Source organism: Pseudomonas sp. Z3-6, assembly GCF_051131985.1.
GTDB classification, from domain to species: Bacteria; Pseudomonadota; Gammaproteobacteria; order Pseudomonadales; family Pseudomonadaceae; genus Aquipseudomonas; species Aquipseudomonas zanjanensis.
Genome location: NZ_CP071644.1, coordinates 624375 through 648804, shown reverse-complemented (window position 1 = coordinate 648804; position 24430 = coordinate 624375). Strand labels below are relative to the sequence as shown.

Genomic DNA, 24430 nt, shown 5'->3' with positions numbered 1-24430 from the left:
GCGAGCAAGCCCGCTCCCACAAAGGACTTTTGCCGGGACGATTCCTAACAAGGTTCACAGCACGACCAGACAAATCTCCTTACAATCACCCCTTTGTTAGCTGCCTAAGCAAGGATTCTGCATGCAAGCCGCCAACCCGCGTCGCGGGTACATCCTGGGCCTGAGTGCCTACATCATCTGGGGTCTGTTCCCGATCTACTTCAAGGCCATCGCCAGCGTGCCGTCGGTGGAAATCATCATCCACCGGGTGCTGTGGTCGGCCCTGTTCGGCGCGGCGTTGCTGCTGGTGTGGAAACACCCGGGCTGGTGGCGCGAACTGCGGGACAATCCACAACGCCTGGCGATCCTCGCCCTGAGCGGGACGCTGATCGCGGCCAACTGGCTGACCTACGTCTGGGCAGTGAATAACGAGCGCATGCTCGAAGCCAGCCTGGGTTATTACATCAACCCGCTGGTCAACGTGTTGCTGGGCATGTTGATCCTCGGTGAGCGCCTGCGCCGCATGCAATGGCTGGCGGTGGGATTGGCGGCAGTCGGCGTGGCGCAGCAGGTCTGGCAAGTGGGCAGCCTGCCGTGGGTGTCGCTGGTGCTGGCGCTGACCTTCGGTTTCTATGGGCTGATCCGCAAACAGGCGCCGGTCAAGGCCTTGCCGGGACTGGTGGTGGAAACCTGGATGCTGGTGCCAATCGCCATCGCCTGGTTGCTGTTCAACCCCACGGCCACCAGTGCCCAGGCGGCATTCTGGACCACCTCCGAAGCCTGGTGGCTGGTGGCGGCGGGCCCCGTGACGCTGGTGCCGTTGGTGTGTTTCAACGCCGCAACACGGCATTTACCCTACACGACCATCGGTTTTCTGCAGTACATCGCGCCGACGCTGGTGCTATTGCTCGCCGTGCTGCTGTTCGGTGAGCATTTGTCGTCCAGCACGCTGGTAGCGTTCCTGTTTATCTGGGCCGGGCTGGCGGTGTACAGCATCGATGCCGTGATCAGCATGCGCCGGCGCAACTGATCAAGAAACATACAAACCTCTACAGGCCACGCCTGGCGTGGCCTGCGCTTATCCTTCCCAAGGTTATCCACAGCGTGATCCCCGCCGTTTGTGCACAAGCCCTTGAAAACTGGTGATTTTTTGATCATCTGCCGCTGAGCCCCGGCAGGCCTGGGCTGGAGCCGGGTCTCTACAGGTTATCCACAGGCAGGCGCAGTTTTTCCTTGGATAACCCTCGTCACGCTTCGTCGCTGAACTTGAGTTCCACCATCAACTCATCGGCCAAGGTCTCAAGGCGTTCCTGCAACGCCTCCAGCGACAGCGTCAAGGGCACGCCCAGGAGCGCCTCGGCATGAAACAGCAGCTCGCTGCTCATCGGTGCCGGCCGGACATGGGTCACCAAGCGTTCGACATTGACGCCCTGCTCGCTCAACAACCGGGTGATGTCCCGCACGATACCGGGACGATCATTGCCCACCAGCTCCATGGTGATGGGTTTCCAGGAGCAGGACTCTTCAACGGCGCTTTCCGCAATCAACACACGAATGCTGTGGGCCGATAACCCTTGCAACGCTTCGATCAACTCTTCATGGGCCTCGGCCGGGGCGCTGATTCGCAGGATCCCGGCAAACTGCCCGGCCAAGTGCGACATGCGGCTCTCCAGCCAGTTACCGCCATGGGCGGCGATGCAATCGGCGATGCGCTCGACCTGCCCGGGCTTGTCCGGGGCGAAAACAGTGATGACGAGGTGGTCCATGGGCGCAGTCCTCTTGTTGATGGAAGGGACAGTATAGGCAAGAGAGACAATCGGCACGGTCGCGCTTTTGTGGCGAGGGAGCTTGCTCCCGCTGGGCCGCGCAGCGGTCCCAGAATGTCAGTGCTGCGCACTGAAGCGGGAGCAAGCTCCCTCGCCACAGTGATTTGTGTACGAACTCTAAAATTATCTGGAACAATCCATCTGTTTTTTGAGAACATCCAGTATCCCGACGTGACCGTAACACTTTAGTCGGTCGCGGAACGACGCAATTAGTCTAATTTTCACAACCGCAATTGATCATGTAGTATTCCGCAGCGCGCACTACATAATCGCGAAAACCCTGTTTTACCGATGTCTGCTTAAGGCCAGTCGCATCCCTGAAAAGCCCCGTCAGCAAGGCTTTAATACCCAGCCGCCAGCGATGGCATGTACTGGTTCCGGGGTTTGTGGTTTAAATGTCCCGAGGCTTCATTGTCAAAATCGAAGAGCTGAAAAGCGAAATAGCTGAGCAGAGTGAGGCAAGCAATGACTGAACACGTTCAAGTCGGTGGCCTGCAGGTCGCCAAAGTCCTGTTCGACTTCGTGAATAACGAAGCCATTCCCGGAACCGGCCTCACCGCCGACGCGTTCTGGGCCGGTGCCGACAAGGTCATCCACGACCTGGCCCCGAAGAACAAAGCCCTACTCGCCAAACGCGATGATTTCCAGGCGCGGATCGATGCCTGGCACCAGGCCCGTGCCGGCCAGGCCCACGACGCCGTGGCTTACAAAGCCTTCCTGCAAGACATTGGATACCTGCTGCCAGAAGCGGCGGATTTCCAGGCCACGACCCAAAACGTCGATGACGAAATCGCCCGCATGGCCGGCCCGCAACTGGTGGTGCCGGTGATGAACGCCCGCTTCGCCCTCAACGCCTCGAACGCCCGCTGGGGTTCGTTGTATGACGCGCTGTACGGCACCGACGCCATCAGCGAAGCCGATGGCGCGGAAAAAGGCAAAGGCTACAACAAGGTCCGCGGCGACAAGGTCATCGCCTTCGCCCGTGCTTTCCTCGACGAATCGGCGCCCCTGGCGGCCGGCTCCCATGTCGATTCCACCGCGTACAAAATCATCGACGGCAAACTGGTGGTCACCCTCAAGGGCGGCAGCAACAGCGGCCTGCGTGACGATGCCCAGTTGATCGGTTTCCAGGGCGATGCCTCGGCACCGACCGCCGTGCTGCTGAAACACAACGGCCTGCACTTCGAAATCCAGATCGATGCCAGCACCCCGGTCGGCCAGACCGACGCCGCCGGCGTCAAAGACATCCTGATGGAAGCCGCGCTGACCACCATCATGGACTGCGAAGACTCGGTCGCCGCCGTCGATGCCGATGACAAAGTGGTGATCTACCGCAACTGGCTCGGCCTGATGAAGGGTGATCTGTCGGAAGAAGTCGCCAAGGGCGGCCAGACGTTTACCCGGACCATGAACCCTGACCGTGTCTACACCTCCGTCGACGGTTCGAGCGTCACGTTGCACGGCCGCTCGCTGCTGTTCGTACGCAACGTCGGCCACCTGATGACCATCGACGCGATCCTGGACAAGGATGGCAACGAAGTGCCGGAAGGCATCCTCGACGGCCTGATCACCAGCCTGGCGGCGATCCATAGCCTCAACGGCAACACCTCGCGCCGCAACAGCCGCACGGGTTCGGTGTACATCGTCAAGCCGAAGATGCACGGCCCTGAAGAAGCCGCGTTCACCAAAGAGCTGTTCGGTCGCGTCGAAGACGTGCTGAACCTGCCGCGCAACACCCTCAAGGTCGGGATCATGGACGAGGAGCGCCGTACCACGGTCAACCTCAAGGCCTGCATCAAGGCCGCCAGCGAGCGCGTGGTGTTCATCAACACCGGCTTCCTCGACCGTACCGGCGATGAAATCCACACCTCCATGGAAGCCGGCCCGATGGTGCGCAAGGCCGACATGAAAGCCGAGAAGTGGATCGGCGCCTATGAAAACTGGAACGTCGACATCGGTTTGAGCACCGGCCTGCAAGGCCGCGCGCAAATCGGCAAGGGCATGTGGGCGATGCCGGACCTGATGGCGGCGATGCTCGAACAGAAAATCGCTCACCCGCTGGCCGGCGCCAACACCGCATGGGTTCCCTCGCCGACCGCCGCCGCCCTGCACGCGCTGCATTACCACAAGGTCGACGTGTTCGCCCGCCAGGCCGAACTGGCCAAGCGCGCCCGCGCGTCGGTGGACGACATCCTGACCATCCCGCTGGCCGTCAACCCGAACTGGACGCCGGAGCAGATCAAGAACGAACTGGACAACAACGCCCAGGGCATCCTTGGCTACGTGGTGCGCTGGATCGACCAGGGCGTCGGTTGCTCCAAGGTGCCGGACATCAACGACATCGGCCTGATGGAAGACCGTGCGACGCTGCGTATTTCCAGCCAGCACATCGCCAACTGGCTGCGCCATGGCATCGTCACTCAAGACCAGGTGATGGAAAGCCTCAAGCGCATGGCGCCGGTGGTCGACCGCCAGAACGCCAGCGATCCGCTGTACCGCCCGCTGGCACCAGACTTCGACAGCAACATTGCCTTCCAGGCGGCGGTCGAGCTGGTGATCGAAGGTACCAAACAGCCGAACGGCTACACCGAGCCGGTGCTGCACCGTCGTCGTCGCGAGTTCAAGGCAGCCAATGGGTTGTGATTGAGCAGTAGCCACGCGGCACAAAAAAAGCCCTGATCTCTCGATCAGGGCTTTTTCGTTTGCAACACCTGACTGCCTTTGTGGCGAGGGAGCTTGCTCCCGCTCGGTCGCGCAGCAACCGCAATACAGGTCAATGAGATTCCGACGTCTGGAAAAGGTCTGCTGCGCAGCCCAGCGGGAGCAAGCTCCCTCGCCACAAAAGCGATCTCGCCATGGCTTCGTTCCTGGAAGAAGCGACTGGCTAGAGGTCCATCCCCAACTCATGCTTGACCAACCCCAACAGCTTTTCGGTATCGATCGGCTTGAGCAAAAAATCCACCACGCTCAGGTGCATGGCTTCGATGGCGTCCTTCACGTCGGCATCGCCCGAGACGATGATGATCGGCAACGCCGCCCGCTCGGACTCGCGCACCAGGCGCACCAGCTCCAGGCCATCGACGTTGCCCATGCGCAGGTCGGTGATCAGCAGGCCGATCGACGGCTTGGTTTCCAGCATCTTGAGTGCCGTTTCGCCACTGGCGGCGGTCATACAGTGAATCCCGTCCAATGCCAGGATCTCCGACAACAGCTCCCGTGCGTCCTTGTCGTCGTCAACGATCAAGACGCGCTGCGGCGGCAGGTCAGGTTCCAGCATGACGGCACTCAGCGCCTCGCGCTCGGCATCACTCAAAATATCGTGGTCGGACATGGTGCTCTCTACGTTCTTAAATCGATCCCCTGGCACAGTGGTCAGACATCGTTCCGAGGCGCTTCAATGTGCACTTCGTCGGATTTTTTTCCAAGAACATTCAACGAAGATTTTTCTGACGTCTAGCGTAGGACTTTTCTGTAGGCCGGCCCTCTGGATAGCGACCTAGACTTACGTCCAATGGGCACCCCGCGCCGAGGGGTCGACCATGGGAACAGATCCGACCACAACAATTCGAATAAGACTGCGTAATGGTTATGAAAAAAGCGGACGCCTTCATCCAGGCAGGGAAAACCGCGGTGTTGCAAAACATCCAGGGGACGCTGCAGTTTCTCCAGCGCTTTCCCCCGTTCAACCAAATGGAAAACGCCCACCTGGCCTACCTGGTGGAGCAATGCCTGCTGCGTTTCTACGCCCCCGGTGACACCATCATCACGCCGGCCGACGGCCCAGTGGAACACTTCTACATCGTCAAGCAGGGCCGGGTGGTGGGCGAACGTCCGCATTCGGCCAAGGGTGGCACCGAGACCACCTTCGAGATCACCACCGGCGAATGTTTCCCCCTCGCCGCGCTGCTGGGCGAGCGAGCCACGCGCACCGAGCACCGGGCCGGCGAAGACACGTTCTGCCTGCAACTGAACAAACTCGCCTTCATCAAGCTGTTCGCCCTGTCCGGCCCGTTTCGCGATTTCGCCCTGCGCGGGGTCAGCAGCCTGCTTGACCAGGTCAACCAACAGGTCCAGCAAAAATCGGCGCAAAACCTGGGCACCCAATACTCCCTCAATACCCGACTGGGCGAATTGGCGATGCGCCACCCGGTCAGTTGCAGCCCGGACACACCGCTACGCGAAGCCGTGAAGCTGATGCATGAGCAGCAGGTCGGCAGCATCGTGGTGGTGAATGAGCAAAAAGCGCCGGTGGGGATTTTCACCCTGCGCGACCTGCGGCATGTGGTGGCCGATGGGGCCGGGGATTTTTCCCAGGCCATCGTAGGACATATGACCCAGGCACCGTTTTTTCTCTCGCCGGACCACAGCGCCTTCGACGCGGCCATCGCCATGACCGAGCGCCACATCGCCCACGTCTGCCTGGTCAAGGACCATCGCCTGTGCGGCGTGGTCTCGGAGCGCGATCTGTTTTCCTTGCAGCGGGTCGACCTGGTGCACCTGGCCCGGACCATCCGCAACGCCCCCAGGCTGGAAAACCTCGTGGCCCTGCGCGGCGAGATCGGACAACTGGTGGAACGCATGCTGGCCCATGGTGCGTCGTCGACCCAGATCACCCACATCATCACCTTGCTCAACGATCACACCGTCTGCCGGGTCATCGAACTGACCCTGGCCGACAAGGGCGACCCGGGCGTGCCTTTCAGTTGGCTGTGTTTCGGCAGTGAAGGCCGGCGCGAGCAAACCCTGCACACCGACCAGGACAACGGCATTCTGTTCGAAGCCCGGGACGCCGCCCATGCCGCGCAGATCCGTGGCTTGCTGCTACCCATCGCCCAACAGATCAACCAGAGCCTGGCCCTGTGCGGCTTCACCCTGTGCAAGGGCAACATCATGGCCGGCAACCCCGAGCTGTGCCTGTCTCGCGCCGAATGGGCCCGGCGCTTCTCGGCATTCATTCGTGAAGCGACGCCGGAAAACCTGCTGGGATCGAGCATCTATTTCGACCTGCGGGTGGTCTGGGGCGACGAGCAAGGCTGCGAGCAGTTGCGCCAGCAGATCCTCGGCCAGGTGGCTGACAACCGCTTGTTCCAGCGCATGATGGCCGAAAATGCGCTGCGCCATCGCCCGCCCGTGGGCCGCTTCAGGGATTTCGTGCTGAGCCGCAAGAACGGCGAAAAGGCGACCCTGGACTTGAAAGTTCAGGGCCTGACGCCCTTCGTCGATGGTGCCCGCCTGCTGGCACTGGCCAACGGCATCGAAGCCAACAACACCTTGGAGCGCCTGCGGCAATTGGTCGTCAAGGAGGTGATCGAACCGCTCGATGGCGCGGCCTATGAAGAGGCCTATCACTTCATCCAACAGACCCGCATGCAGCAACACCAACTGCAAACCCGCGAGAACCTGCCTTATTCCAACCGCGTCGACCCCGACAGTCTCAACCATCTGGATCGACGCATCCTGCGTGAATCCTTGCGCCAAGCCCAACGCCTGCAAAGCAGCCTGACGCTGAGGTACCAGTTGTGAGTATTTTTTCCTGGCTGCGCCCGGCCCAACCGACGGTACCCGATGCGCTGCAACAGCGCCTGGAGGGCCTCCTCGCGCCTTCGCCACTGAGTGAAAGCAACCTGCGGGAGCAACGCTGGGTCGTGCTGGATCTGGAAACCACCGGGTTGAACCTGAACAAGGACCAGGTGCTGTCCATCGGCGCGGTGGTCATTGAAGACGGCGCCATCGACTTCAGCCAACAGTTCGAACGGACCTTGCAGTGCGATAAGCAGAAACTCGGGCCCAGTGTGTTGATCCATGGCCTGGCCCCCAGCACAATTGCCGCTGGCAGCGACCCGGCCGACGCGCTGCTGGCGTTCATGGAGTTCGTCGGCGACAGTCCGCTGCTGGCCTTTCACGCACCTTTCGATTCCCACATGCTCGGGCGCGCCTTGAAAGACTACCTGGGCTATCGCCTGCAGCATCCGTTTCTCGACGTGGCGGACCTGGCCCCGATGCTTTGCCCCCAGGCCCATCTGCGCAAGTCCGGCCTGGACGAGTGGATCGACTGGTTCAAGCTGCAAGTCTTCGACCGCCACAACGCCAGCGCCGACGCCCTGGCCACGGCGGAACTGGCGCTGATCCTGTTCAGCCGCGCCCGTCAGCAACAGATCCAGAGTGCGCTTGAGCTGCAACAGCGCCTGGGCCAGTGGAAACGGCGGCAGCAGGCGCCTTCGCTTTAACCTGAGGCCTGAGAACCCAGTTTTTTTGTGGGAGCGGGCTTGCTCGCGAAGGCGGTGGATCAGCTTACATTGATGTTGAATGTGCAGCCGTCTTCGCGAGCAAGCCCGCTCCCACATAAGTACTGCATTCTGGCAGGCACAACGCACCATCGCCACTGCCCGACCAGCGCCAATTGCTTTCCCTCCCCACCCTCTGCCACAATCGCGAACAATTCTCGTTACTTAAAACATCGGTGATGATCCGTGTCGTCAGTCCCCACTCCCCATAGTGATTTGGTTGGTGCGTTGTACCGTGACCATCGCGCTTGGCTATTGGCATGGCTGCGACGCAACGTGGCGTGTGCGCACCGGGCCGAGGACCTGAGCCAGGACACGTTCGTGCGCTTGCTGGGTCGCGAGGAACTGAAAGCACCCCGCGAGCCCCGGGCGTTTCTGGTGGCCATCGCCAAGGGCCTGCTGTTCGATTATTTCCGGCGCGCAGCCTTGGAGCAGGCTTACCTTACCGAACTGATGCTGATCCCCGAGGCCGAGCAGCCCTCGGTGGAAGAACAGCAAATCATCCTGGAAGACCTCAAGGCCATCGACCGCCTGCTCGGCAAACTGTCGAGCAAGGCCCGTGCAGCCTTCCTTTATAACCGCCTCGACGGCCTCGGCCACGCCGAAATCGCCGAGCGCCTGGGGGTTTCGGTGCCGCGCGTGCGGCAGTATCTGGCTCAGGGCATCCGCCAGTGCTACATCGCCCTGTATGGAGAACCGACGTGAGCCAGGCCCATGCCAAACCGGTCTCGGCCAGCGTGCTGGATGCCGCCATCGCCTGGCAGTTGTCCCTGGACTCGAGCAGCGCCCAGGAGCGGGAAGCGTTCGCTCGCTGGCATGCCGCCGATGAAGAACACGCCCGGGCCTGGCGACAGCTAGGCATGCTCGACCAGCGCTTCAGCCTGGCCAACGGGCCGGCACGGGCGGCGTTGCTGCAATCGCGAGTGAGCATTCGCCGACGGATACGCAAGGTGGGCAGCGGCCTTGCCAGCGTTGTCGCGGCCATCGGCCTGGCGTTGTTTGCCGCAGATCGTTACCTGCCGCTGGATTACTGGCTGGCCGATCAGCGCACCGCGACAGGCGAGCAACGCACCCTGCGCCTGGCCGACGGCACGCTGATCAACCTCAACACCCACAGCGCCCTGGACGTGCGTTTCGATGACAAACAGCGTCGCATCATCCTGCAGGAAGGCGAGATCCTGGTGGAAACCGGCCATAACGATCCGCGCCCTTTCATCGTTGAAACTCGCGAGGGCAGCATGCGCGCCTTGGGCACACGGTTCCTGGTTAAGCGCGAAGACCAAGGCACACGCCTGAGCGTACTGAAATCCGCGGTAGCCGCGCACCCGCAGGCCACCGATGAAGAACAGATCCTGCGCGAAGGCCAGCAAGTGCTGATGCGCCACGACGGCCTCGGCCCGACCATCGCCCTGAACCCCGGCGCCGATGCCTGGACCCGCGGCATGCTGGTGGTGGACAACGCCCGCCTCGAAGACCTGGTCCATGAGTTGGGGCGTTACCGGCGCGGCTACCTGGGCGTGGAACCACAAGTGGCCGACCTGCGCATCACCGGCAGTTTCCCGCTGCACGACACCGACCTGGCCCTGACCGCCTTGCTGCCGACCTTGCCGGTGCAGGTCGAGCATCACACGCGGTGGTGGGTGGTGGTGGGGCCAAGTACCGCGCCGAAACCCTGAGAGATCGTTGCTCAGTTAGGCCGCCTTCGCGAGCAAGCCCGCTCCCACATGGGAATGCGGACTCCTGTGGGAGCGGGCTTGCTCGCGAAGAGGCCTGTTGATCCAGTAAAAAAACAGACTGGACACCATCACCCGCAAAACGAATCTAAATTATTTTCATCCAGCCCTATCACTTTTCGATTTTCATCCGGCACCCAGGCAATTGAGAAATATTTCCATTCAGGAGCCGCCGTATGTCCCGCCCGCTAGACACCCTGTTGCGCCCCAGCTTGTTGGCCGTTGCCATTGCCTTTGCCGCCCCGTTGACCAGCGCCCCGCTGCTGGCCGCCGAACAGGCCACGAGCGTGCGCGCCTACAACCTGCCCGCCGCGCCCCTGGCCAGCACCCTGAACCAGATCGCCAGCCAGGCCGGCCTTGCGCTGAGCCTGAATCCGTCCCTGGCCTCGGGCAAGACCTCGGCCCCCGTCCAGGGCCAGTTCGACGCCACCGGCGCCTTGCGCGAGGCCTTGCGCGGCACCGGCCTGCAACTGGAACAAAGCAGCGCCGGCACCTACAGCCTGGTGGCCATGCCAGAAGGGGTCATGGCCCTGCCGGAAACCAGCGTGATCGGCGCCGGTCTCAGTGAAACCGCGTGGGGCCCGACCGAGGGCTACGCCGCCACCCGCACCGCCGCCGGGACCAAGACCGATACGCCGATCGTCGAACTGCCGCGCTCCGTCTCCGTGGTCACCCGCCAGCAGATGGAAGACCGCTCCGTGCTCAACCTCAACGACGCGTTGCGCTATACCGCCGGTGTGCAGAGCAGCGGCTACGGCTCGGACTCGCGTAACGATTGGCTGCTGGTGCGCGGTTTCGTGCCCACCCAGTTCCTCGATGGCCTGCCGCTGCCCAAGGGCAACTACATCACGCCAAAAATCGAGCCTTGGAACCTTGAGCGCATCGCCGTGCTGCGTGGCCCGGCTTCGTCGGTCTACGGCCAGACGCCACCCGGCGGCATGCTGGACATGGTCAGCCGCCGCCCACAAGCCGAAAGCAGCAATGAAGTCGAGCTGCAGGCCGGCAGCTACGAACACAAGCAGATCAACTTCGACAGCACCGGCAAGGTCGATGACGAAGGCCAGTTCCTCTATCGGGTCAGCGGCACCGTGCGCGACAGCAACGCCCAGGTCGATCACATCCCGGACAAGCGCTACAACCTCGCGCCGAGCCTGACCTGGAACATCAACGACGACACGCGCCTGACCTTCCTGTCGCAATACACCCGCGACGACACCGGCATCACCGGGCAATTCCTGCCACTGCAAGGCACCAAGCTGTCCTCGCCGGCGGGCAAGATTTCCCACCACAAGAACCTGGGCGATCCGGACTGGGAATTCTACGACCGCACCTACTACGCGCTCGGCTATGCGTTCGAACATCGCCTGAACGACACCTGGCAGTTCCGCCAGAACCTGCGCTACACCAAGAGCGACCTGGAAACCCAGGGCATCTCCGCCGGCGGGCAATTCTCGCCGGCCGGTCCTGATGAAGCGGTGAGCGCCGATGGCACCGTCAAGCGCAGCGCCAGCGTCATCAATGAAGACATCAGCCAGTTCGCCGTGGACAACAACTTCCAGGCCGACTTCCAGACCGGCGCCCTCAGCCACACCCTGCTGCTGGGCCTGGATCACCAGCGCTCCAACAGCAATTCGCGCTGGGATTGGGGCTCGACTGGCGTGCCAACCAGCAACATCCACAACCCGACCTATGGACAGGATTTCTCCAACGTCCAGTACTTCACCATGTATGACTACAACCAGAAGACCCACCAGACCGGCCTGTACGTCCAGGACCAGATCGCCCTGGACAACTGGCGCCTGACCCTCGGTGGTCGTGAAGACTGGATTCACACCGGCACCGTGTTCCACAACCTGAACAACGTCACCAACACCCAGCGCGACAAGAAATTCAGCGGCAACGCGGCATTGAGCTATGTCTTCGATAACGGTGTGACGCCGTACCTTTCCTTCGCCCAGTCTTTCCAGGCGGCGGCAGGTTCAACCGTCAACAGCACCGAAGCGTTCAAGCCGACCGAAGGCGAACAGTACGAGGCCGGTATCAAGTACCAACCGCCCGGCACCAAGACCTTGCTGACCGCCGCGGTGTTCGACCTGACCCAGAAAAACAACTCCGTTACTGAAAACAACGTCACCCGCCAGGTGGGTGAAGTCCAGGTGCGTGGCCTTGAGTTGGAAGCGTCCGGCGATGTCACCGACAACTTGAAACTGGTCGGTTCCTACACCTACAACGACAGCGAAATCACCAAGGGCACCGCAGCTGAAGAAGGCAAGCGCATGGCCCAGGTGCCGCGTAACCAGGCCACCGCCTGGGCCGACTACACCTGGCACAACGGCCCGCTGGATGGCTTCGGTGTCGGCGCCGGTGTGCGTTATGTCGGCGACACCTACGGCAACACCAGCAACACCGACTGGGGCCATGTCGGGTCCTACACCGTGTACGACGCCTCGGCCCATTACGACCTGGGTCGTTTGAACAAAACCCTCAAGGGCGTCACCGTGGCGGTGGATGCCAAAAACATCTTCAACAAGGACTACCTGTCCACTTGCGACGGCTTCTACTGCTACTACGGTGACCAACGTAATGTCGTCGCCAGCGTGAATTACACATGGTAAACGGTTAGCATTTGCAAAACCTATTTGAGGGTGCTCGGTTGGCAAAGCTGTCCATGTAAGGAAAACCATGGCGAGGGAGCTTGCTCCCGCTGGGCCGCGTAGCGGCCCCAAAAGCTTGGGATCGCTGCGCAATCCAGCGGGAGCAAGCTCCCTCGCCACAATGGCTGTCCCCCAAAAGAACAGTGTTATCCCCCCAAGTGCCCTTTTGCATTCGGATCGATCATGAAAAGCAAAACCATTCGTCGCTGGTCTTTCGTCCACACCTGGACCAGCCTGATCTGCACGGTCTTCCTGCTGATGCTGGCAATCACCGGGCTGCCGCTGATCTTCCACCATGAAATCGAACACCTGCTGGGCGACGCCCCCGAGCTTCGGGAGATGCCGGCCGGCACGCCGCCGCTGGACTTGCAGCAACTGGTGGAAAAAGCCAAGGCCCATCGCCCAGGTGAAGTGGTGCAGTATTTTGGCTGGGACGAGGACGAGCCCAACGGCGTCATCACCATCATGGCACCGACACCGGGCACCGAACCCAATTCCTCCCACACCTTCATGCTCGACGGGCGCACCGGCGAAGCCTTGGAAATGCCCTCGGCCAATGGCGGTTTCATGATGGTCATGTTGCGCCTGCACGTGGACATGTTCGCTGGCTTGCCGGGCAAGCTGCTGCTGGCGTTCATGGGGCTATTGTTCGTGATTGCCATCGTCTCCGGGGTGGTGTTGTATTTACCGTTCATGCGCCGCTTGAAGTTCGCCACGGTGCGCCAGGACAAATCCACGCGCCTGCGCTGGCTCGACCTGCACAACCTGATCGGCGTGGTCACGCTGGTCTGGGCACTGACCGTGGGCGTCACCGGCGTCATCGCCGCGTGCGCCGACCTGCTCATCGCGGCATGGCGCAACGACAGCCTCAGTGCCATGGTCGAACCCTACCGCAACGCCCCGCCGCTGACCCAACTGGCTCCGGCCACGCGTTTGCTGGACATTGCCAAGGACGTCGCGCCGGGCATGGAGCCCAGCTTCATCGCCTTCCCCGGTACGCTGTTCTCCAGTGAGCACCACTACAGCGTGTTCATGAAAGGTGACACCCACCTGACCTCGCACCTGCTCACGCCCGTGCTGATCGATGCCACCACCCTGGACGTCACCGCCGTCGCCGAACGACCGTGGTACATGGACATGATGAGCCTGTCCCTGCCGTTGCACTTCGGCGACTACGGTGGCCGGCCGATGCAGATCTTCTGGGCGACCCTCGATATCCTGACCATCATCGTCCTGGGCAGCGGCGTGTATCTGTGGGTAGTTCGGCGCAAGGCCGCCAAACGTGCAACCGTCGGCGCGGAGGTCGCTTCGTGAGGCCTCGGCAGTCGAATTTCTGGAAGGTGTTTGGTATTCCCCTGATGATCGGTGCGCTTAGTGCGGCAGGGCTGTTTTCGGCGTTGCTGGGTGACGGCGCATGGGATGCGGTGAGCTGGGTTGGGTTGGGCATACCCACGGTGCTGGGGACTTGGGGCTTGATCAAACGCGGATAACCCCAGACAAACACGCCCCTGTGGGAGCGGGCTTGCTCGCGAAGGCGGCGTGTCAGTCGCAATTATGTTTCTGACAGGCCGCCTTCGCGAGCAAGCCCGCTCCCACACTGGAACTCGCCAGCCGCCCAGCAACTGTCTAGGCTAAGCCCCTGCCCGCCCAATCGAGGATACCCGCATGTCCACCCCCAGCATGACGCTGTTTCACAATCCCGCTTCGCCCTTCGTGCGCAAGGTCCTGGTGCTGCTGCACGAAACCGGCCAGCAAGACCGAGTGGCGTTGCAGCTTAGCCAGCTCACGCCGGTCAAGCCGGACCGGGCGCTTATCGACGACAACCCGTTGAGCAAGATCCCGGCCCTGCGCCTGGCCAACGGGACAGTGATCCATGACAGCCGCGTGATCCTCGATTACCTCGACCACCAGCACGTCGGCAACCCGCTGATCCCCCGGGACGGCGCGGCGCGCTGGCGGCGCCTGACCCTCGCCTCCCTGGCCGACGGGATCATGGATGCAGCGGTGATGATCCGCTACGAAACCGCGCTACGCCCCGTGGAAAAACACTGGGACGAATGGCTCGATGCACAACGGGACAAGATTCGCCGTGCCCTGGGCCTGCTCGAAGCCGAGGCGATTGCCGAATTGGCCAGCCATTTCGACGTGGCCTCCATCAGCGTGGCCTGCGCCCTGGGCTATCTGGACCTGCGCCATCCCGACCTGGAGTGGCGCAAGGCCAATCCGCAATTAGCAGCCTGGTTTGCCGAGGTGAGCCTGCGGTCCTCGATGGTCGAGACGGTGCCCAGGATTTAGTTCTGTATTGGCTGCACCGACCTCTTCGCGAGCAAGCCCGCTCCCACAATGTCTGCGCAAGACTTGTGGGAGCGGGCTTGCTCGCGAATGGGCCAATACGATTCCAGAGGAAACAACCCAGCAATCAGCGCCACCAACTTTTCGCCCTGGCGCTGATCCTCCCGCAACCCCAGCGACCGGCTCACTTCACCTCTCCCAACTCGAAGTTCATCGCCGCGGCCGGCTTCGACCCGACCCCATACCAGTCCAGCTTGCGGGTCAGCACCATGAACACGCCCAACAGGCTGAACAACAATAGCGACCCCATCAACAACGCATAATCCTCGGCGCTCAACAGGCCATAAAGCAAACCGTACAAGCCCGCCAGCCCCGCCGAAAACCCGAGGCCGTGGCTCACGCTGCGCAGCACATGGCAGACATAAAACCCGATCAATACGACACAGGCACTGGCCGACACCAAGTACGCCAGGGTGAAACCGATGTGCTCCGACAACGACAACAGCAGCAAGTAGAAGAACGCCAGCGCCACCCCCACCAAGGCGTACTGGACCGGGTGCACCGCCAGGCTCTTGAGCACTTCGAAAAGGAAGAAACCGGCGAAGGTCAGCGCGACGAACAGCAACGCATATTTGATCGCCCGGTCGCTCTTGAGGTATTGGTCCACCGGATCGATGAAACTCACCCCGAAGGCACGGCTGCGGAACGCTTCACAACTATCGCTTGGCTCGCAGGCTTGCAGCGTTTCCAGCAGGTTGGTGGAGAAAAACGACGTTTGCCAATCAGCACTGAAGCCCTGCTCATTGATCTCGCGGTTGGTGGGCAGGTAGTTGCCGATGAAGCTGGGGTGCGGCCAGTCGGCCGACAGGTGCACCTTGGTGGATTTGCCCACCGGCAGAATCTGGAACTCGCCCGTGCCTTGCAGGCGCAGGTCAAAACCGAAGGTCAACTCAGGGCCGCCCTGGGCGGTGATCATCGGCAGCGGCACATGCACACCCTGCCCCAGCCAGCCGAGTCGCGAGCCGGGCAGGAAATCGACGGTCTGCTGGTTCAGCGTCAAGGTCAACGCATTCTCGATGCCACGAATATCGCTGATGCCGACGCTCAGGTACGGCTCGTCAAAACGGTAATCGGCGAAATCCTTGGCAGCGACACCGTAGCGCTCAGGCACCTTGAAGCGGCCATCGATGCGGTTGTCGGCGTGGAACATCCGCGCTTCGTAAATGCCCCGGGCACGGGTTTCAGTGCGGATCTGGCCGTCGAGCTCGAATTGCTCAGGCAAAAAATATAACTCGCCTGTTCGTTCGACGGTTTCCAGGAAACGCACACCGGTCTTCTCATTGGTGTTCCAGACCTTCACGCTCTTGCGAAACGGCACCACGATCATCGGTCCGATCAGTTGCTGGTTGTAGCTGGAGCTGCGGGCGATGTCCTGCAGCACACCGTCGCGCAACTCCTGGCGCTCGTCGATGAGGCCATTGATCATCAACAGCGGGATCATCAGCAAGAGGATCAAGAGGGCGATCATGCCCAGTTTAATGGCGAGGCTGCGGTTCATGTGGGGCTCTCCCTGTTCGAATGAGGGAGAGTCTGGGGTGGCTGTGTGAGGGGTTTATGAGGGAAATGTGGAGATTGTGTGGAGACTGAAATCTCACCTGACCAATGAAACCTGTGGCGAGGGAGCTTGCTCCCGCTCGGCTGCGAAGCAGTCGCAAAGGGGCCGCTTCGCAGCCCAGCGGGAGCAAGCTCCCTCGCCACAAGAGTGTTCCAAACTGAGTAACTGGGTTTTCAGGGCAACCTCAGCACCACCTCCACCCCACCCTCGACATTGCCAATACTGAATTGCCCCCCATGCAACTGCACCACTTCTTCGACGAAGTTGAGCCCCAGGCCGGTGCTCTTGCGGCCGCTGTCCGGGCGCGGCAGGGAATAGAAGCGCTCGCTCAAGCGCGGCAGTGCGTAGTCGGGGATCGGCGCGGCCTGATTGAACAGGCGGATCTCGACACGATTCCCACGGCGCTCGGCGCTCACTCGTAGCAGGCCGTTGATGGGGGTGAAGTCCAAGGCGTTTTCCAGCAGATTGCCCAAGGCCTGGCGCAACAGGAACGGCTCTCCCGTCAGCGCCAGGTCGGCAGCGATATGCTGTTCAACCGTCAATTGGCGACTTTCGATCCAACCGCCGCGCGCTTCCAGCAACTCAGCCATCAGCGCCGCCAGCGGCACGGCGACCTCTTCTTCCAGCCCTTGGCGCTGCTCGATCTGGGCCAGGTTGAGCAAGCGCTCGATCAACTGCTGCATACGCACGCTTTCGTTATCGATGTTGCTGACAAAGCGTTGGTGCTGGGCGGCGGGCATGTCGCTTTGCAGCAGTTCGGCGGCGCCACGAATCGCCGCCAGCGGGCTCTTGAGTTCGTGGGTGAGTGTGTGCACGTAACGCTCGACGTAGGCCTTGCCTTCGAGTTGGGTGCGCATGTGCTCCACCGCCCCGGCCAGTTGCTCGAATTCACCGCCGCGATAATGCGGCACTTCCACCCGACGCCCCTGGCTGACCGCCTGGGCGTAGATCGTCAAACGCCGCAGTGCCGCGCTGAGCCACCAGGACAACAAGCCGCCCAGCAACAAGCCCAGGGCGACCAGCCCGGCGCCATAGATCAACAGCCGCCGCTCGGTGCGATCGACATAAGGCTGCAAGGAACTGTTGGGCTTGGCGACGGTGACAACGCCAATGATCCGGCCGTTGTCGCGAATCGGCGCACCGACGTGCATCACCGAAGACGCCGGGTCGTCCGGATCGCTGCGACTCGAACGGGCGCCGTAGTGGCCGCGCAGGGTCAGGTAAACGTCGTTCCAGCGTGAATAATCCTGCCCCACCGCCACGCCACTGGAGTCGAGCACCACGATGCCCTTGGCATCGGTGACATAGATGCGATGGCTGACCTGGTTTTTCGGCAAGCCCCAGATCGTCGCCGCCGGCTGGCGCTCGCCATAAGCCCTGAGCAATTGTGGCCAACGATTCTGGTTGAGGGTGCCGGCCTTGAAATCGTCCCGCAGGATCTCGGCCATCAGGTTGGCGGTGTCCACCAGGGTTTCTTCGGTGGACTGGCGCACGCCGGGGCGGATCTCCTCCATGACCGTGTTGAGCACGAAGTAACCGGTCAAGGCGATAAACAGCACATACACCAGGAAAATCCGGATCCCCAGCGACATCAACTGTGCCCCGGGCTGTAGCTGTAGCCCAGGCCCCGATGGGTCTGGATCGGCTCAGCCTCGGCGCGGACCAGGCGCAACTTGGCGCGCACGCTCTTGATGTGGCTGTCGATGCTGCGCTCGTAGCCGGCATCGCTGGCAACGCCCAGGGCATCGAGCAATTGTTCGCGGCTGAAAACCCGCTCGGGCTGCTCCAGCAGGCAATTGAGCAGGCGGAATTCGTGGCGGGTAAGGTTCAGCGGTGTGCCGCGATAATTGATCTGCACGCGGTCCGCATCGACCTGAAACAACGCCGTGCCCACCTCCGCCACCGGCCGCGGCGCCACGCGCTTGAGGATCGCCCGAACCCTGGCCGCCACCTCGCGGGGGCTGAAGGGTTTGACTACATAATCGTCGGCGCCGATCTCCAAACCCACGATCCGGTCGATCTCGCCATCCCGGGCTGTAAGAAAGATGACCGGAACGTCGCTGAAACGTCTGATTTTTTTACAAGTCTCGAATCCGCTGATATCCGGCAGGCCCACATCGAGAATGATCAGGTCCGCCGGGGTGTTTTTCTGGTGTTCAAGAGCGGCTGCGCCGAGGCTCAACCAAGTGGTGTCAAACCCCTCCCCTTGCAGGGCAAACACCAGCGTATCGGCGATGGCGGCTTCGTCTTCGACAATCAGGATATGAGGCATGGCTTGCGGGCCCGGCAGTAAAGTTGCCGGAACGGTGCCGCAAGGTTTGGGGTGAGTCAATCAGGGAAATCAGCAGTCCGGCTTATCCGCCGTAAACCGCCGCGCCGGGTTCACCGCCGCACCGAACTCACGCAATGCCTTGGCACCAATCAACAGCGGGTAATTGAAACTGCTGCGGTCGGTCAGGTTGACCTCGACCGTGCGCTTGACGTTGCCCAGGCACAATTCCAGATCGACCACCGGGCGCTTGGTGGGGGCGATCTTTTCGTCGTCCTCTTCATCCTCTTCGGAACGGGTCTTGATCTTGCTGATGCGGGCGATCTTGTGTTCGTAGACCTTGTTGCTCGCATCCTTGGTCGCCAGGCGGAAGCGCACCCAATCGTCGCCGTCACGGGTGAAGGTCTCGATGTCCTTGGCCGACAGCGAGGCGGTCAAGGCGCCGGTATCCATCTTGGCCTTGAGCACTTCGCCGCCGATTTCCGGCAACGCGATGTATTCGTAGCGCCCGTACAGGGTCGGCTCGGCGGCCAGCACCGGAAGGGCCATCAGGGAAAGCAGGGCGAGAACTGATTTCATGTAGTTAGGGCTTCCATTGTGGGCGTGGTTTTTTAGACCGTGGCTGATGAATTCGTTCGGTTGACTTCGATAGCAATGGCTAAGAGAAACTCCAGCCAAGCGCTACCCCTGTAGCGAGGGGATTTATCCCCGCTGGGGTGCGAAGCGCCCCCTGAGATTCTGAAATCTAGGTACACCTGGCTATTCGAGTTGACTGTTTGGGGTTGCTTCGCAACCCAACGGGGATAAATCCCCTCGCCACAGAAGCCAGTCCAGTCTAGCCAAGCCCAAGTGAAACTTTCGTCCAAGCCGATTTGGCCTACCACCCGAAGCTTGCTTATCATGGCCCGCCCACCCGTTTGCAAGAGTCATCTATGCGCCGCCTGCTCACCGGCTGTTTCGTCACCCTGTTGCTGTTGCTCAACACCCTGGTGCTGTTCGGGCCGCTGATGGTGTTCGCACTGCTCAAACTGGTTCTGCCCGGGCGTTTTCGCGACTATTCCTCGTGGGCAGTGATGTGGATCGCCGAAACCTGGGCCGAGATCGACAAGCAGATCTTTGCCCTGTGCATCCCCACCCGCTGGGACATCCGCGGCGGCGCCGACCTGCGCGGCGATACGTCTTACCTGGTGATCAGCAATCACCAATCCTGGGTGGACATCCCCGCCCTCGTCCAGGCCCTCAACCGGCGCACGCCGTTCTTCAAGTTCTTCCTCAAGAAAGAACTGATCTGGGTGCCGTTCCTGGGGCTGGCCTGGTGGGCCTTGGATTACCCGTTCATGAAGCGCTACACCAAGGTGTTCCTGGCAAAGAACCCGGAACTGGCCGGCAAGGACCTGGAAATCACCAAGGCCGCCTGCGAGTTGTTCAAGCGTCAACCGGTCACCGTGGTCAACTACCTCGAAGGCACCCGCTTCACCGCCACCAAAAGCCAACAACAGCAATCGCCCTTCACCCACCTGCTCAAGCCCAAGGCCGGTGGCGTGGCGTTCGTGCTGGCGGCCATGGGCGAACAACTGGACGCGGTGCTGGACGTGACGGTGGTCTATCCGCAAGACCGCATTCCCGGGTTCTGGGACTTGATCAGCGGCGCGGTGCCCAGGGTCATCATCGACATCCAGACCCGCGAACTGGACCCTACGCTCTGGCAAGGCGACTACGAAAACGACCCGGTGTTTCGCCAGCGGGTGCAGGACTGGGTCAACCGGCTCTGGACTGAAAAGGACCGGCGCATCGCCCAATTGCGCAACGAGGGGATGGGAACCTAACAGTTCTGATAGTAGGCAGCGGCTGAAAAAGCTCCGATGCTGGAGGTCCGGCTTTTTGGACCTTACACGGAGTTCGGAGCATGCCTGTTGCCCCTCGTGAGACCGTATTGTGCCGCTACCGCTACGACCCGCTGGATCGTCTGGTCGATTGTGCGCCTTCCGTCGAGGCGGGTATCCAGCGCTTTTATTGCAAAAGCCGATTGGCGACGGAGATACAGGGCGCGGTGCAGCGCAGCGTATTTCAGCATGAAGACCAGTTGTTGGCGCAACGTCGGCGCGAGGATGTGAAGGTCGATACCGCCCTGTTGGCGACCGATCAGCAGCGGTCGCTGTTGAATGTGCTCGATGCGAACCGGCTTCATCCCCTTGCCTATAGCCCTTACGGACATCGCCCGGCGGAAAACGGTCTGCTCAGTTTGCTTGGGTTTAACGGCGAACGGCCGGATCCGGTGACGGGGCATTATTTGTTGGGGAATGGGTATCGGGCGTTCAATCCGGTGTTGATGCGGTTTAATAGTCCGGATAGTTTGAGTCCGTTTGGGGAGGGGGGGGGTTGAATGCTTATGCATACTGTGAAAATGACCCTATAAATAAAGAGGATCAGACTGGCCACATACCGCTACTTAGATACTTAAGACGCTTGTTTGGAACCAAAACATCAATAGAAAATACCGTAATCGCGATAGAAAATACCGTAATCGCGATAGAAAACGGGGCAAAAGTCAAGGCAGGCGGGCGAACCATCGCACGCAAAACGTCGGACTCCATTGAAAATACCATTCAACTAGACCAATATAAAAAAAATGAAATTCTTTCAATTTCAGAATCATTAAATACAAATAGCGATAACCTGTACCTTGAGCATATCAATCCAACCATCCCTATTGGAGCCTCTAACAAGACCAACAACCCACTAAAACTTGGCATTTCCGAACTTACAGACTGGCGCCCACCAGATCAAAGCCGATCCGCCCGAATAAAGCATTTGGGTGATTCTATATTTCTTCGCAGAAGAGTTGACGAAACAATAACTGCTAGAGCACCTGAAGCAGCACCTTCATCGAGAAACCGCGAAATAAGAGCACCCAAATAATTCATCCTGAGGCAGCTTGATGATCAGAAGCTGCTGGACCGAGCTTACCTCCTGGACATCCTCGTTCATGCAGCGACACCAAGCCGACCGTTGGTCTGTACGGCCTCCATTCAAAATGACTATCGAATTGAAGCCACTTATTCCAAATTAACATAAAAAACTGTCAACCCTGACAGTACCCCCCGCCAGACCCAGCCGTAACCATGTCGCCGAGACCTAATTACGGAAGCAGACCCATGCGCAATTTCATGACAGGCGGCGGCGGAATAATTCTGCTGATGATCGGCCATGTCCACGCTGGAGAAGTCACTTGTCCGGCCGTGACACAACTCCATGAAAACACTGCAACGGTAGAAATGCAGGATGATCCCGAATGGCAAAGCCAAAGCCCCGTACAGGAACTCAACCCTGCGGCGCTGCCCTTCAACGATGCCGAGTTCGCGGTCCAGGAGCTCGACGAAGATAACCAGCCGCCAGCAAGGGTCAGCATCACTTGCAATCACGGTGAGATGAACCTCACGCTGGATTACCCTACGTCCCAAAAACCGGCCTTAATGCCTGGACTGGACATGCGTTGCGCCAGCCGGGACACCCGTACTTGCAGGCAGGGAAGCACCGACTACCTCAGCTTGAGATTCTGACCTTCTTGTGGCGGATTTTCGGTGTCGCCACCCTCACACACCCGCACCGCTCCCCCAAATGCCCCCCAGGTTCTGCAACAGCGAACCGGCCACGCCCTGTTGACCGAGGTACTGCAAAATGATTGGAGCAAATTGACCAATCATTCCACTGTCCATGCCCAGCGCGCTGAAGGCATTGTTCAGGTCGCCGGTATCCTTGACGTTACCCAGCAGGCCGTCGAGCAAGGCATTGTTATCCGACCCGCCACCGAGCAAACCACCCAAGCCATTGAGCCCGCCGATGGCGCTGTTTCCGGCGATCTGATCCAGGCCCGGCACACTTTTGCTCAACTCGGAAAACTGCGGCTCGCTGAGCCGATTCCTCGCCAGCCCCAGCATCGCACCGGCACCGCCGATGGCCTGCTCCGGCGTGATCTTCAGTTCCGATCCCAGGGTATTGAGCAACCCGGCGGCTTTCGGTGCGGCGGCCACGACGCCCTCTTCCTCGCCTGAGCTGCCCTGCATGGCCGACACCACATTGGCGGCATCGCTGAGGCTGAACTGCGCGAAGGCCGGGCTGGCGGCCAGTATCAACAGCCAAGACAGTGCAAAACCGCGTGAAACCTTCATCCGGGACATCCTCTTGAACATGAAAAAGCCGCCCATGAAGGGCGGCTAAAGCGTGGGTTGGACTGGCGCAGGCGAAGATTGTTCCTAAACGTACTGAGCTAATAGCCGATAGCCATCACAGAAAATTCTTCCAGGAGCGTAAGAAGTGTCTGATTTAACGAAAACCACGCTTTTTTATATAGCCAAAAGTTACCAAACATCCATATACAGTTCTAAATTGACATAAATAACTGTCAACCTCGACAGTAGCCCGCCCGACCAAAGCCGTGAATTGTTGAACTGAGCCCTGGAGCCTGGCACATGAAAAAAATACTGGCTGGAGGCGCGGTGCTGCTTTTGCTGATCATCGGCCACGTCCAGGCCGGTGAAATAACTTGCCCCGCCGTCACTGACATCCGTAGAAACATCGAATCGGTGGAAGACGTTTTTTTCGTCGATGTACAGGACGAGTACGAATGGGTGAGCGAAAGCCTGGTGGATGTGGTCAATCCGTTATCGTTGCAATTCGAAGGTGCCGAGTACGTGATTCATAAGGATGACGGGAACGAGCAGACACCCTCCAATGCGACCATCACATGCAGGTACGGTGCGATCAATCTGAAGCTGGAAGAACAACAGATCCTGGAACCGACTTTTTCAAAGTGGATGAGCAATCGCTGCGAAAGCGCGGACATTCGAATGTGCAGGTTGATGGACGGCGACTACTTCAACTTGATTTATTGATCGGGAATGACAACCGCGTCACTGTTCCAGCACAGCCATTCAAACCGCCCTGCCATCGCCTGCACCATTACCGTACAGTGCGGCTTCTTCCAGCAGAGTGTGTTCATGAACGTACAGATCGGCGGCGCCACCCTCGCGGTCATCGTGACCGGCATGCTCATCGTCCTGGGCGTCAACGAATGCCAGCGCGGCCCGCTGAACCCGGAACTGGCCGACGGCACCAGCGAACACCAAAAGACCTGGCTGACCATCGAACACCGCATCAAGCGCTCTGACCCGACCCTCACCGAGGTGACCCGCGACCAGCAAACGCTGACCGTGCATTACCGGCCTGGCACTTGTGCGGATGACTGCGAGCCCTGGGTTGCGCACATGCTACGGGTCGTCGGCCACGGCCTGGCGGCGCTCAACGGCGCGCCGGGGGGCAAGCAGTACACGCAAGTGACGGTCAAGGCGCGGATCCTTGCCGATGATGACGTGGAGCTGGTCTATGACATGCCAGGGTTCGACGCCATCAAGACCCAACAAGGCGGCTACGAAACCTTTGCCGGCATGCCCCGTAGCGTGACATTCAGCGGCGACGCCCTGGCCCAGGCGCAGGACTATTGCCAAGGCCCCAGCGCCAAAGGGTTCTACCCTGAATTCTGTGAACGGGTCGAGACCGCAGCTGCCCAAGAGTAACCGTGGCGAGGGAGCTTGCTCCCGCTGGGGGGCGCAGCGCCCCCAGTGAAGCGGATGGCATCTTTCTGATACACCCCGGTGACTGGCTTTGGGGCCGCTTCGCAGCCCAGCGGGAGCAAGCTCCCTCGCCACAAGTGCCGGCGCAGGTGATGCCCTGACACCCATGGACCAAACACTGAAAAAACCTGTGGGAGCGAACCTGCTC

General features: G+C 60.6%; 21 protein-coding genes and 1 pseudogene. 15 read left to right on the top strand and 7 right to left on the bottom strand.

What is annotated here, in order from left to right:
• Window positions 1-121: 121 nt before the first annotated feature.
• The gene (gene rarD, locus J3P88_RS02895; protein ID WP_411385808.1) at window positions 122-1009 is read left to right on the top strand and encodes an EamA family transporter RarD; all 888 of its coding nucleotides are present in this window, start codon (window positions 122-124) and stop codon (window positions 1007-1009) included.
• A gap of 217 nt (window positions 1010-1226) precedes the next feature.
• Here the strand turns inward: rarD and J3P88_RS02890 are convergent, their stop codons facing one another.
• The gene (locus tag J3P88_RS02890; protein WP_186706929.1) at window positions 1227-1745 is read right to left on the bottom strand and encodes a glycine cleavage system protein R; all 519 of its coding nucleotides are present in this window, start codon (window positions 1743-1745) and stop codon (window positions 1227-1229) included.
• 525 nt (window positions 1746-2270) lie between these two features.
• Between J3P88_RS02890 and J3P88_RS02885 the strand changes: the two genes are divergently transcribed.
• Window positions 2271-4448, top strand: a complete 2178-nt coding sequence (locus J3P88_RS02885) for a malate synthase G (RefSeq protein WP_434573911.1) — start codon at window positions 2271-2273, stop codon at window positions 4446-4448.
• 241 nt (window positions 4449-4689) lie between these two features.
• On the opposite strand, the gene J3P88_RS02880 is transcribed toward J3P88_RS02885, so the two are convergent.
• Complete coding sequence (locus J3P88_RS02880; protein ID WP_053126003.1) at window positions 4690-5136, bottom strand: response regulator; 447 nt, start codon at window positions 5134-5136, stop codon at window positions 4690-4692.
• Between the two features lie 257 nt (window positions 5137-5393).
• Here J3P88_RS02880 and J3P88_RS02875 point away from each other — a divergent pair, with 257 nt between their 5' ends.
• The 8 genes from J3P88_RS02875 to J3P88_RS02840 all read left to right on the top strand — a co-directional run bounded on the left by J3P88_RS02875 (window position 5394) and on the right by J3P88_RS02840 (window position 14771).
• Entirely contained in the window at window positions 5394-7328 is a 1935-nt protein-coding gene (locus J3P88_RS02875) for a putative nucleotidyltransferase substrate binding domain-containing protein (RefSeq protein ID WP_346343466.1), read from the top strand.
• A complete protein-coding gene (locus J3P88_RS02870; protein ID WP_434573909.1) occupies window positions 7325-8032 on the top strand; it encodes a 3'-5' exonuclease in 708 nt (235 codons plus the stop codon). Before J3P88_RS02875 ends, J3P88_RS02870 begins: the two co-directional genes overlap by 4 nt.
• A gap of 243 nt (window positions 8033-8275) precedes the next feature.
• Window positions 8276-8794, top strand: coding sequence for an RNA polymerase sigma factor (locus tag J3P88_RS02865; protein WP_018607416.1), 519 nt, complete (start codon window positions 8276-8278; stop codon window positions 8792-8794).
• Window positions 8791-9765, top strand: coding sequence for a FecR domain-containing protein (locus tag J3P88_RS02860; RefSeq protein WP_434573907.1), 975 nt, complete (start codon window positions 8791-8793; stop codon window positions 9763-9765). Before J3P88_RS02865 ends, J3P88_RS02860 begins: the two co-directional genes overlap by 4 nt.
• A 233-nt stretch (window positions 9766-9998) precedes the next feature.
• Window positions 9999-12437: a TonB-dependent siderophore receptor gene (locus J3P88_RS02855; protein ID WP_434573905.1), complete on the top strand. Its 2439-nt coding sequence runs from the start codon at window positions 9999-10001 to the stop codon at window positions 12435-12437.
• Between the two features lie 222 nt (window positions 12438-12659).
• On the top strand, window positions 12660-13790 hold the full coding sequence (locus tag J3P88_RS02850; RefSeq protein WP_186706923.1) for a PepSY-associated TM helix domain-containing protein: 1131 nt from the start codon (window positions 12660-12662) through the stop codon (window positions 13788-13790).
• The gene (locus J3P88_RS02845; protein WP_346343465.1) at window positions 13787-13966 is read left to right on the top strand and encodes a hypothetical protein; all 180 of its coding nucleotides are present in this window, start codon (window positions 13787-13789) and stop codon (window positions 13964-13966) included. The genes J3P88_RS02850 and J3P88_RS02845 overlap by 4 nt, the downstream gene beginning before the upstream one ends.
• A gap of 175 nt (window positions 13967-14141) precedes the next feature.
• A complete protein-coding gene (locus J3P88_RS02840) occupies window positions 14142-14771 on the top strand; it encodes a glutathione S-transferase (protein WP_434573903.1) in 630 nt (209 codons plus the stop codon).
• Window positions 14772-14952: 181 nt separating this feature from the next.
• On the opposite strand, the gene creD is transcribed toward J3P88_RS02840, so the two are convergent.
• The 4 genes from creD to J3P88_RS02820 all read right to left on the bottom strand — a co-directional run bounded on the left by creD (window position 14953) and on the right by J3P88_RS02820 (window position 19231).
• Complete coding sequence (creD, locus tag J3P88_RS02835) at window positions 14953-16326, bottom strand: cell envelope integrity protein CreD (protein ID WP_434573901.1); 1374 nt, start codon at window positions 16324-16326, stop codon at window positions 14953-14955.
• 230 nt (window positions 16327-16556) lie between these two features.
• Window positions 16557-17975 carry a two-component system sensor histidine kinase CreC gene (creC, locus tag J3P88_RS02830; RefSeq protein WP_434573899.1) on the bottom strand — a complete coding sequence of 473 codons (1419 nt, stop codon included), beginning with the start codon at window positions 17973-17975 and terminating at the stop codon, window positions 16557-16559.
• Window positions 17975-18655 (bottom strand): two-component system response regulator CreB, encoded by a 681-nt coding sequence (gene creB, locus J3P88_RS02825; protein ID WP_434573897.1) that lies wholly within the window; start codon window positions 18653-18655, stop codon window positions 17975-17977. The genes creC and creB overlap by 1 nt, the downstream gene beginning before the upstream one ends.
• 69 nt (window positions 18656-18724) lie before the next feature.
• The gene (locus J3P88_RS02820) at window positions 18725-19231 is read right to left on the bottom strand and encodes an ATP-dependent zinc protease family protein (RefSeq protein WP_434573895.1); all 507 of its coding nucleotides are present in this window, start codon (window positions 19229-19231) and stop codon (window positions 18725-18727) included.
• Between the two features lie 353 nt (window positions 19232-19584).
• Between J3P88_RS02820 and J3P88_RS02815 the strand changes: the two genes are divergently transcribed.
• The 3 genes and pseudogenes from J3P88_RS02815 to J3P88_RS02805 all read left to right on the top strand — a co-directional run bounded on the left by J3P88_RS02815 (window position 19585) and on the right by J3P88_RS02805 (window position 22212).
• Window positions 19585-20478 carry an acyltransferase gene (locus J3P88_RS02815; RefSeq protein ID WP_434573893.1) on the top strand — a complete coding sequence of 298 codons (894 nt, stop codon included), beginning with the start codon at window positions 19585-19587 and terminating at the stop codon, window positions 20476-20478.
• Window positions 20479-20558: 80 nt separating this feature from the next.
• Window positions 20559-21097: pseudogene (locus J3P88_RS02810) on the top strand (RHS repeat-associated core domain-containing protein); the annotation flags it as partial.
• Between the two features lie 710 nt (window positions 21098-21807).
• Window positions 21808-22212, top strand: coding sequence for a DUF3757 domain-containing protein (locus J3P88_RS02805; protein ID WP_434573891.1), 405 nt, complete (start codon window positions 21808-21810; stop codon window positions 22210-22212).
• 33 nt (window positions 22213-22245) lie between these two features.
• On the opposite strand, the gene J3P88_RS02800 is transcribed toward J3P88_RS02805, so the two are convergent.
• Window positions 22246-22821, bottom strand: a complete 576-nt coding sequence (locus J3P88_RS02800; RefSeq protein ID WP_434573890.1) for a DUF2780 domain-containing protein — start codon at window positions 22819-22821, stop codon at window positions 22246-22248.
• A gap of 300 nt (window positions 22822-23121) precedes the next feature.
• Here J3P88_RS02800 and J3P88_RS02795 point away from each other — a divergent pair, with 300 nt between their 5' ends.
• Together J3P88_RS02795 and J3P88_RS02790 are read left to right on the top strand one after the other, a co-directional pair.
• Window positions 23122-23544: a DUF3757 domain-containing protein gene (locus tag J3P88_RS02795; protein WP_434573888.1), complete on the top strand. Its 423-nt coding sequence runs from the start codon at window positions 23122-23124 to the stop codon at window positions 23542-23544.
• Window positions 23545-23649: 105 nt separating this feature from the next.
• Complete coding sequence (locus J3P88_RS02790) at window positions 23650-24225, top strand: hypothetical protein (protein WP_434576345.1); 576 nt, start codon at window positions 23650-23652, stop codon at window positions 24223-24225.
• Window positions 24226-24430: the final 205 nt, after the last annotated feature.

Bases quoted from the DNA above. Each gene is read 5' to 3' on its own strand.
- J3P88_RS02800 (WP_434573890.1), bottom strand. From the start codon at position 22,821: ATGAAGGTTTCACGCGGTTTTGCACTGTCTTGGCTGTTGATACTGGCC.
- J3P88_RS02805 (WP_434573891.1), top strand. From the start codon at position 21,808: ATGCGCAATTTCATGACAGGCGGCGGCGGAATAATTCTGCTGATGATC.
- J3P88_RS02795 (WP_434573888.1), top strand. From the start codon at position 23,122: ATGAAAAAAATACTGGCTGGAGGCGCGGTGCTGCTTTTGCTGATCATC.
- J3P88_RS02790 (WP_434576345.1), top strand. From the start codon at position 23,650: ATGAACGTACAGATCGGCGGCGCCACCCTCGCGGTCATCGTGACCGGC.
- J3P88_RS02885 (WP_434573911.1), top strand. From the start codon at position 2,271: ATGACTGAACACGTTCAAGTCGGTGGCCTGCAGGTCGCCAAAGTCCTG.
- J3P88_RS02850 (WP_186706923.1), top strand. From the start codon at position 12,660: ATGAAAAGCAAAACCATTCGTCGCTGGTCTTTCGTCCACACCTGGACC.
- creC (WP_434573899.1), bottom strand. From the start codon at position 17,975: ATGTCGCTGGGGATCCGGATTTTCCTGGTGTATGTGCTGTTTATCGCC.
- creD (WP_434573901.1), bottom strand. From the start codon at position 16,326: ATGAACCGCAGCCTCGCCATTAAACTGGGCATGATCGCCCTCTTGATC.
- J3P88_RS02890 (WP_186706929.1), bottom strand. From the start codon at position 1,745: ATGGACCACCTCGTCATCACTGTTTTCGCCCCGGACAAGCCCGGGCAG.
- J3P88_RS02855 (WP_434573905.1), top strand. From the start codon at position 9,999: ATGTCCCGCCCGCTAGACACCCTGTTGCGCCCCAGCTTGTTGGCCGTT.
- J3P88_RS02820 (WP_434573895.1), bottom strand. From the start codon at position 19,231: ATGAAATCAGTTCTCGCCCTGCTTTCCCTGATGGCCCTTCCGGTGCTG.
- rarD (WP_411385808.1), top strand. From the start codon at position 122: ATGCAAGCCGCCAACCCGCGTCGCGGGTACATCCTGGGCCTGAGTGCC.
- J3P88_RS02875 (WP_346343466.1), top strand. From the start codon at position 5,394: ATGAAAAAAGCGGACGCCTTCATCCAGGCAGGGAAAACCGCGGTGTTG.
- creB (WP_434573897.1), bottom strand. From the start codon at position 18,655: ATGCCTCATATCCTGATTGTCGAAGACGAAGCCGCCATCGCCGATACG.
- J3P88_RS02880 (WP_053126003.1), bottom strand. From the start codon at position 5,136: ATGTCCGACCACGATATTTTGAGTGATGCCGAGCGCGAGGCGCTGAGT.
- J3P88_RS02815 (WP_434573893.1), top strand. From the start codon at position 19,585: ATGCGCCGCCTGCTCACCGGCTGTTTCGTCACCCTGTTGCTGTTGCTC.
- J3P88_RS02840 (WP_434573903.1), top strand. From the start codon at position 14,142: ATGTCCACCCCCAGCATGACGCTGTTTCACAATCCCGCTTCGCCCTTC.